This window comes from Streptomyces sp. NPDC029292 (genome assembly GCF_055569295.1).
Genome location: NZ_JBVHXR010000036.1, coordinates 61866 through 68387, shown reverse-complemented (window position 1 = coordinate 68387; position 6522 = coordinate 61866). Strand labels below are relative to the sequence as shown.

Below are 6522 nucleotides of genomic sequence, written 5' to 3'. Positions count from 1 at the left end.
TCCTCGCCCTCTGGACCGCTGCCTGCCCCACCTGCCACCGCGACATACCCACACCGATACGAACCTGACCAAGCCCTACTAGAGGCGAGCGACGATCACTAGATCAGCAGCGCAACGCATCACTGACGCAGTGATCCTTCGCGGATTTGTCACAGCACCATGCCCGCCGGATCCGACCCGGCTCCCAGGCCGAAGCGCCGCTCCTTCAGCCCGGAGTACAAGCTGCGGATCGTGGCCGAGTACGACGCCGCACCCAAGACTTGAAATCTTCCGGACCGCCCAAGCGGCGCGAGCAGGGAGACTCGTACAGGTGGCTGTGCTACCAGAACGGCTACCGGGCGGCCGCTCGCCACCGCGGGGGCTATCGCATCCTCAAGCAGGCACCGCGCCGGAGCAGTTGAAGCCGTACCAGGAGCGCCTCGACCGCCTCGCCTCCGTCACGATCCACGATGAGGCGGCACGCGCCCCGGTGAGGGACGAGGTCTGGGCGCTCACGGAACTGCTGTGGGCTCATGGCGAGTGGCCGACAAGGTCGCCTTGCTGGAGCAACAGGCCCGTAGCACCGACGCAAGCGCAGTCCCGAGCGCTCCCGGGCGGACGCTCGACACGGTGCGGGACGCGATCGCCGATGGGTGTAGCTCCTCTGTAGGGATGATCGCGAAGCGGGCGGGTGGCTGCCTCTAGGGTGTGCATCGCGGAGTCCAATGATCGGCCCGGAGGTGCGATGTCCCTGCAGATGAAGTTGAGCGCGATAACACTCGACTGCCCTGATCCACTGGCCCTGGTGGCGTTCTATCAGCAGGCCACCGACCTCGAACTCCACCCGAAATCCGACGCCGACTTCGCCGGTCTCAACTGGGGGGAAGGACTCTTGATCGGTTTCCAGCGCGTCGACGACTACCGGGCTCCGAGCTGGCCCGATCAGACCGTTCCCCAGCAGCTTCATATCTGTTTCAAGGTCGACGAAGAGCTGGACGAGGCCGAGGCCCGGTTGCTGGAGCTGGGCGCGAGCAAGCCGGATCATCAGCCGCATAATGAGGCCAGGGCGCGGGTCCTCACCGATCCAGTTGGACATCCCTTCTGCCTGGTCAGAGAGTGATGGACGCCGTCGAGTCTGTCGGCGACTGCGGCAGGTCCGCGGTGTCTGTCAGCAGAGTGGGGACCTGAAGATCAGGCGGCGAGGGTGTATCCGGCCAGGTCAAGGTCCCCGTGGATGCGGTGGTGTTCGCGGGCAAGGTGGTAGGGCCAATAGGTGTCGAAGTCGCCGTTGTCGATGAGAGCGCGGAGCTTGAGTACGGCTTCGGCGCCGGTCAGGCCCCAGCGGCTGCCGGTGATGTCGAGGCGGTCGCCGATCAAGTGGCGGCAGGCGCCCTCGATCGGGCCGGTGGCGATCGGCCAGCCCACAGCGAGCGCGATGTCGTAGCGGAGGTGGTCGAGGTGGCCGGTGAGGTAGCGGACGCAGGCGTCGGCGCCCTCGCGCCGGGTTCCGTGCAGTCCTGTCTGGTCTGCCTGGGTGGTGATCTCGGCGGCAGCGCGGGCGGCCTGGCCGTGAAGGATCGTGGTGAGGTGGCCAGCGACCCACGCTTCGGCTTCGGGGACGCCGGGCTTGTGGAAGCAGTGCGCCGCGCCCCAGACATACTCGGCTTATCCCCGGGAGCTCTCTGACTCTCTTCTACGTCAACGACGAGCGTGACGCGCGGTGGTTCTCCCTCGTTGTTTCAGTGCTATCGACGGGGTTTCTTCAACGAGAGTGAACGAGCGTGGCGTACAGCATCACGGCCAAGCCACCAAGCGGAGGCCGAACTTGGACAGTCGTCGACGACGCGTACCGGACAGTGGTGCCGGTTGAGGAGTGGCTGGAAGCCCATCGGGCCGAGTGGTCACCGAACACGGTCCGCTCCTATGCCACCGCGCTCGCGCAGTGGTGGAGCTTCCTGGAACAGCGTGATGACGCGGGCGCCGAGAGAGGCGGCGATGCGGGCGGTGTCGTCACCGCTGGCGTTGTCCACGACGATGATCTCGCCCCTCTCGCCGCTCGTCTCCTCCCACTTCTGAAGGGACTTGTTGACGGTGGGTAGGTATCGGGGCAGATAGGCGGCCTCGTTGAACGCCGGGATCACGATCGACAGCGCGGGGGTACTCACCACCGGCTCCTTTCATCCATGGGGGTGGGCGTGCGGAACAGGTGCGGGGTGCGCTCGGTGGCGCGGTGGAGGCGGGCCGCCCACTGCTGGCGGCTTGGCTCGTCGCCGGTCAGGCTCGCGTGGACCCAGCAGCGCACGGTGTGGAAGGCGATCGAGGCGTCCACCAGTGGCTCATCCAGGCCGTTGCCGTAGGCGGCGATGACCTGCTGGCGTTCGGCCGGCTCCACGGCATGGGTGACGGTGAGGGTCTGGGCGACGTCGAACTCCGGGACGCACAGCGAGCTCTGGGCGAAGTCGATGACGTGGAGGAGCCCGGCGTTGGGTCCTTGCTCGGGGATGAGGATGTTGTCACCGTGCAAGTCGCCGTGGCCCAGCACCATGCGGGCCTGCTCCGCGCAGCGGTCCGCCATGACGTCCAGGGCCGGTTCGAGCCGGTCCATCACCTCGCGCGGGCAGCGGCGGGCGAGCCATGCCACATGCTCGGTGAACGGCCGCACCGGGAGCCCGGCCCGGGTGCCAGGGATCTGGTGGAAGTGGACCAGCAGGACGCCGAGGTGCTCCAGCGCCAACTGTTGGGCGATACGGCCCGCCTTGACGGCCCCGTCCAGCGTGAGATCTCCGAGGTCCGCAGTGACGAGCGCGGTTGCCGGGTGCCACTGGACAGGTCCGCAGCCCAGCACCGCCGGGACACGGACGAACCCCTTGGCGGCCTCGATCACCTTGCTTTCGCTGATCGCGTTGCGGCTGGCGGTGTCCGAGAACACCTTCAGATCACCCAGCGCCCGTCGGACAGAACCACCCGGTAGACGGCCGAGCGTGACCCCGTCTTGAGCCGCTGGGAGGAGACTGCGTCGGCCGACAGCAGCCCCCAGCAGGCCCGGGCGAGCACAGGCTCCACCCGCGTCATCGGGCACCGCCGGCGACCGCCTCGATGCCCAGCTCGCCCATGCGGTTCACGTGGCGGACGGTGGCCCTCAGATGGGCCCGGTACTCGCGGACGTCCTCCGTCGCCGGACAGTCGGCCAGCCACGGCTTCTCAGGCCCGACAAAGTGCACCAGCACCGCGTCCGGGTCCGAGCGCACCGGCCGGTCGACCACCCGCCGCACCCAGTTCCCGCGCTCCCAAAAGCGCCCCAGCTCAAACCGGTTGAACACCGCGTCGACCGGCTGCACCGCGCGGGAGGACAACAGCCACAGGTTCAGCGCGTCCTGGTCATTGTGGAGGATGTGCCGGCGGCCGTGGACGAGTGCCTGCTCGACCCCGGCGCGGATGGAGGCCAGTATCGCCACCGGCATCCACAGCACGCCGGCGTTGAAGTAGGCGCGCTCCCGCAGGTGCGGCCACCGCTCGGCCACCCCAGGCAGAGCGTGCCCCGTCCCGCCGACCTGCAAATTGAACTCGTCCTGCACGGCACCTAATTGCCCGTGCGGCAGGTTGTGGAGCGGGGCCGACAGGTCCCCGCGGACCAGGACGTCGGAGTCTATGTAGATCAGGTAGGGGCGGCCGACGAACGCGGGCGTGAACTGGAACCGCAGGTAGGTGGTGATGCTGATGTACTCGTCGTCCACCAGCCGGGAGGCGGCCGAGGGGGCACACCAGCGGATGTCGAACGACCCGAAGCCGAGGCGCCGGGCGAACTGCGCCAGCGTCACCGCGTGGGCGGGCGTCAAGTCCAGCGCCAGGACCCGCAGCGCCACCTCCTTGCGCTCCTGCGGCCCCAGCCCGTTCGCGAGGGAGGAGACCGTGGCCAGTGCGGGAAGCATGTATTGCTCGTCGATGCATAAGCCGATCGCGTACACCGAAGTCCTCCAAGGGGAGAGTCAAGACAGCAACGGGTGATCACGACACCGCGCCGGTGTACGACGCAAGAGGCCCCAGGCCGGGCACGAACATCAGGTGCAGGCAGCGGAGTTGGCCCCAGCACCGTGCCGGGGCACGGCGCATGGTGCCCTGGTCCTACGGCTCGGTCGAGGCGGTGCCGGGCGAGGGTGTGCCGTACAGCAGCGTCCCCAGCGGGGTGGTGCTCGTGGGGTCGGCGAGCGCACGCACGGCCGCATTCAGCCGGACGGGATCGGCCCCGAGATGGGAGATTGCCGCTTGGGCCAGGGTCTGGGCGAGACGGGTCTGCAGGAAAGCCTCGTGGCGGTGCTCGGCGATCGCGATCACGAGCGCTTCCAGCGAACTGATGACCCTGCGCCGCACCGATTGGTGCGGTGGAACGCCGTACGTCATCAACACCACGACCTCCCGCTTGGCGGGGTCGAACTCGACCCGGAACGGCAGCGGAACAGGGGCCTGCTCAGGCATGATCGTCCTCCCCGTACGGCAGTTGGGCCCGGATCTGCTTGCCGACCGGGGTGGCGATCACGTCCCAGCCCGGGGCGAGGACGTCGACCAGCCCTAATCCACGGCCGGACTCCGCATCGGCGTCGTCCATCGGCACCTCGCTGCGACGGGGCAGGTGACCGGAGGCCGGGTCATGGACCTTGACCCACACACCCAGCTCCGCGGCGTCCACCTCGACGACCAACGGCACCAGATCACCGCAGGCCCGCACGGCGTTGCCCATCAGTTCCGAGGCCACCAACTGGGCGCTCTGCGCCGTGTCTTCGCCGACCCCGGCCTGGATCAGGGCCTTGCCCGTCAGCTCGCGCACCCGCTGGAGATGATCCTGGCTGGCGCTTATGTGCGCGGCGAAGCCGCTCTGCCGCGTCTGGAGATAGAAACCCGGACCGGCCGCCGCCACCGCTGTCGCCATGGGCATGGCCCCTCCCGCCTGCGGCACGATGTCCGCCCAGCACTGGATCAAGTAACGCCGTGCAGCGGGAAGTTGACCGCCGGTAGCGCCTTCCTCCCGAAGGATGACGCGTTTCTCAGTATGGGCGCAAGGTTTCTACCTCATCGGGCGAAGTAATTCAGGCAAGGGCCTCCTGTTGCCTCCTGAGGGAGTGCGAGACTGCGCATATGCCTAACCAGCCGCTGGTGCCCACCGTGCGTCGCCGCCGTCTCGGTTCGACGCTCAAGCAGATCCGCAACGACGCCGGGATGACGCTGGAGGACGCAGCCACCGCCATGGGGTGGACCGTCCCGAAGCTCTCCAAGATTGAGAACGCCAAGCAGCAGATCCAGCCCAAAGCGGTCACCGACCTTCTCAAGGCGTACGGCGTCAGCGAGACGGACGTGTTCACCGCACTGGAGAACCTGGCCCGCGACGCGGGCAAGAAGGGCTGGTGGCAGACGTACAGCGGGGTCGTCACTCCCGCGTACGCGGACTACATCTCGCTGGAGAGCGATGCCGAGCGGATCTGCGAGTGGACTCCGATGCTCATTCCGGGGCTGCTGCAGACCGCCGCGTACGCCCGCGAGACCATCGCTGCCAACGCGGTGACCCGTACCCCCGAGGAAGTCGGCGCACTGGTCGAAGTCCGCCAGGCCCGCCAGGCCGTCATCTCCCGTCCTGACAACCCCCTGGAGGTCTGGGCGATCATCCACGAGAACGTGCTCCACCAGCGCTTCGCTGTCCGCCCCGCGACTATGCGCGAACAGCTCCGGCGGCTCCTGGACGTCGCGGAGATGCCCAACATCACCATCCAGATCATGCCTCTGGATGCCACCCCGCACCCTGGCACCGTCGGCGGGTTCACCGTGGTGAACTTCCCTGGCCCAACGCCTGATGTCGTGCTCGTTGAGAACCTGCTGGGGAACAGCTACGTCGAGGGCGTCGGCGCGGTGAAGACCTTCGCCGGAGCCTTCGAGAGAATCGTCGCCGCCGCGATGTCGGTGGACGACTCCCTGGCACTGATCAAACGGATGGAAGAAGGCAAAAGTACGTGAACAGTCCCAAGGCGGAGCTCTACGCGCACGACCTCTCCGCCGCTACGTGGCGCAAGGCGTCCGCCAGCGGCGGAGAAGGCAACTGCGTTGAGGTCACCGATCTCCCGGGCGGCGGCAAGGCCGTTCGGGACTCCAAGCGACCCGACCTGGAGCCCATGCGCTACACCGCGGCCGAATGGTCCGCCTTTTGCGAAGGCGTGATCGCCGGAGAACTCTGACCGCGCCATGTAGACAACGGCCGTCTTCCCTCGACCGAAACGAGGGAAGACGGCCGCCGGGGCAGCGGCTACGGGCGATCTCCGAGCGGCGAGGCGTCCCGGTCGACGCCGACGAACGGCATGTGAGGATCCGCGCCCGAGTGCAGCGCCGCGGCCCGCAGCCGCCGACCGTGAAGGAGTTGATGGACACTGCCCCGTTCCACGCCCGGGACAAGCAACTGCCGCACTTCGAGCGCGAGTGGGAAGCGCATCGCGACTGCCGGTCGTAACCACGGGAAACCGTCAGCATCCGCGCCGTACGCGACGGCGACGGGGGGGCACAACC

General features: G+C 67.9%; 10 protein-coding genes and 1 pseudogene. 3 read left to right on the top strand and 8 right to left on the bottom strand.

From position 1 onward, the window contains the following. The first annotated feature begins 724 nt into the window (after positions 1-724). Entirely contained in the window at positions 725-1099 is a 375-nt protein-coding gene (locus ACZ4WS_RS45110; RefSeq protein WP_467989620.1) for a VOC family protein, read from the top strand. Positions 1100-1170: 71 nt separating this feature from the next. On the opposite strand, the pseudogene ACZ4WS_RS45105 reads toward ACZ4WS_RS45110, so the two are convergent. The 7 genes and pseudogenes from ACZ4WS_RS45105 to ACZ4WS_RS45075 form a co-directional block, all read right to left on the bottom strand. After that, positions 1171-1644, bottom strand: a pseudogene (locus tag ACZ4WS_RS45105) (ISKra4 family transposase); the annotation flags it as partial. A gap of 236 nt (positions 1645-1880) precedes the next feature. Continuing rightward, on the bottom strand, positions 1881-2144 hold the full coding sequence (locus ACZ4WS_RS45100; protein ID WP_467989618.1) for a glycosyltransferase family 2 protein: 264 nt from the start codon (positions 2142-2144) through the stop codon (positions 1881-1883). Further along, positions 2141-2908 (bottom strand): phosphotransferase family protein, encoded by a 768-nt coding sequence (locus ACZ4WS_RS45095; protein WP_467989616.1) that lies wholly within the window; start codon positions 2906-2908, stop codon positions 2141-2143. The genes ACZ4WS_RS45100 and ACZ4WS_RS45095 overlap by 4 nt, the downstream gene beginning before the upstream one ends. Positions 2909-2910: 2 nt before the next feature. Then, the gene (locus ACZ4WS_RS45090) at positions 2911-3042 is read right to left on the bottom strand and encodes a hypothetical protein (RefSeq protein WP_467989614.1); all 132 of its coding nucleotides are present in this window, start codon (positions 3040-3042) and stop codon (positions 2911-2913) included. Between the two features lie 5 nt (positions 3043-3047). Continuing rightward, positions 3048-3944, bottom strand: a complete 897-nt coding sequence (locus ACZ4WS_RS45085) for a glycosyltransferase family 8 protein (protein ID WP_467989612.1) — start codon at positions 3942-3944, stop codon at positions 3048-3050. Positions 3945-4101: 157 nt separating this feature from the next. After that, complete coding sequence (locus ACZ4WS_RS45080) at positions 4102-4452, bottom strand: hypothetical protein (protein ID WP_467989610.1); 351 nt, start codon at positions 4450-4452, stop codon at positions 4102-4104. Further along, on the bottom strand, positions 4445-4909 hold the full coding sequence (locus ACZ4WS_RS45075; protein WP_467989608.1) for an ATP-binding protein: 465 nt from the start codon (positions 4907-4909) through the stop codon (positions 4445-4447). Before ACZ4WS_RS45075 ends, ACZ4WS_RS45080 begins: the two co-directional genes overlap by 8 nt. Positions 4910-5109: 200 nt before the next feature. Here ACZ4WS_RS45075 and ACZ4WS_RS45070 point away from each other — a divergent pair, with 200 nt between their 5' ends. Then, the gene (locus tag ACZ4WS_RS45070; protein WP_467989606.1) at positions 5110-5979 is read left to right on the top strand and encodes a helix-turn-helix domain-containing protein; all 870 of its coding nucleotides are present in this window, start codon (positions 5110-5112) and stop codon (positions 5977-5979) included. After that, positions 5976-6197 carry a DUF397 domain-containing protein gene (locus ACZ4WS_RS45065; protein WP_467989605.1) on the top strand — a complete coding sequence of 74 codons (222 nt, stop codon included), beginning with the start codon at positions 5976-5978 and terminating at the stop codon, positions 6195-6197. Before ACZ4WS_RS45070 ends, ACZ4WS_RS45065 begins: the two co-directional genes overlap by 4 nt. Before the next feature lie 68 nt (positions 6198-6265). Here ACZ4WS_RS45065 and ACZ4WS_RS45060 read toward each other — a convergent pair whose 3' ends face one another. Beyond that, positions 6266-6448, bottom strand: a complete 183-nt coding sequence (locus ACZ4WS_RS45060; protein WP_467989604.1) for a hypothetical protein — start codon at positions 6446-6448, stop codon at positions 6266-6268. Positions 6449-6522: the final 74 nt, after the last annotated feature.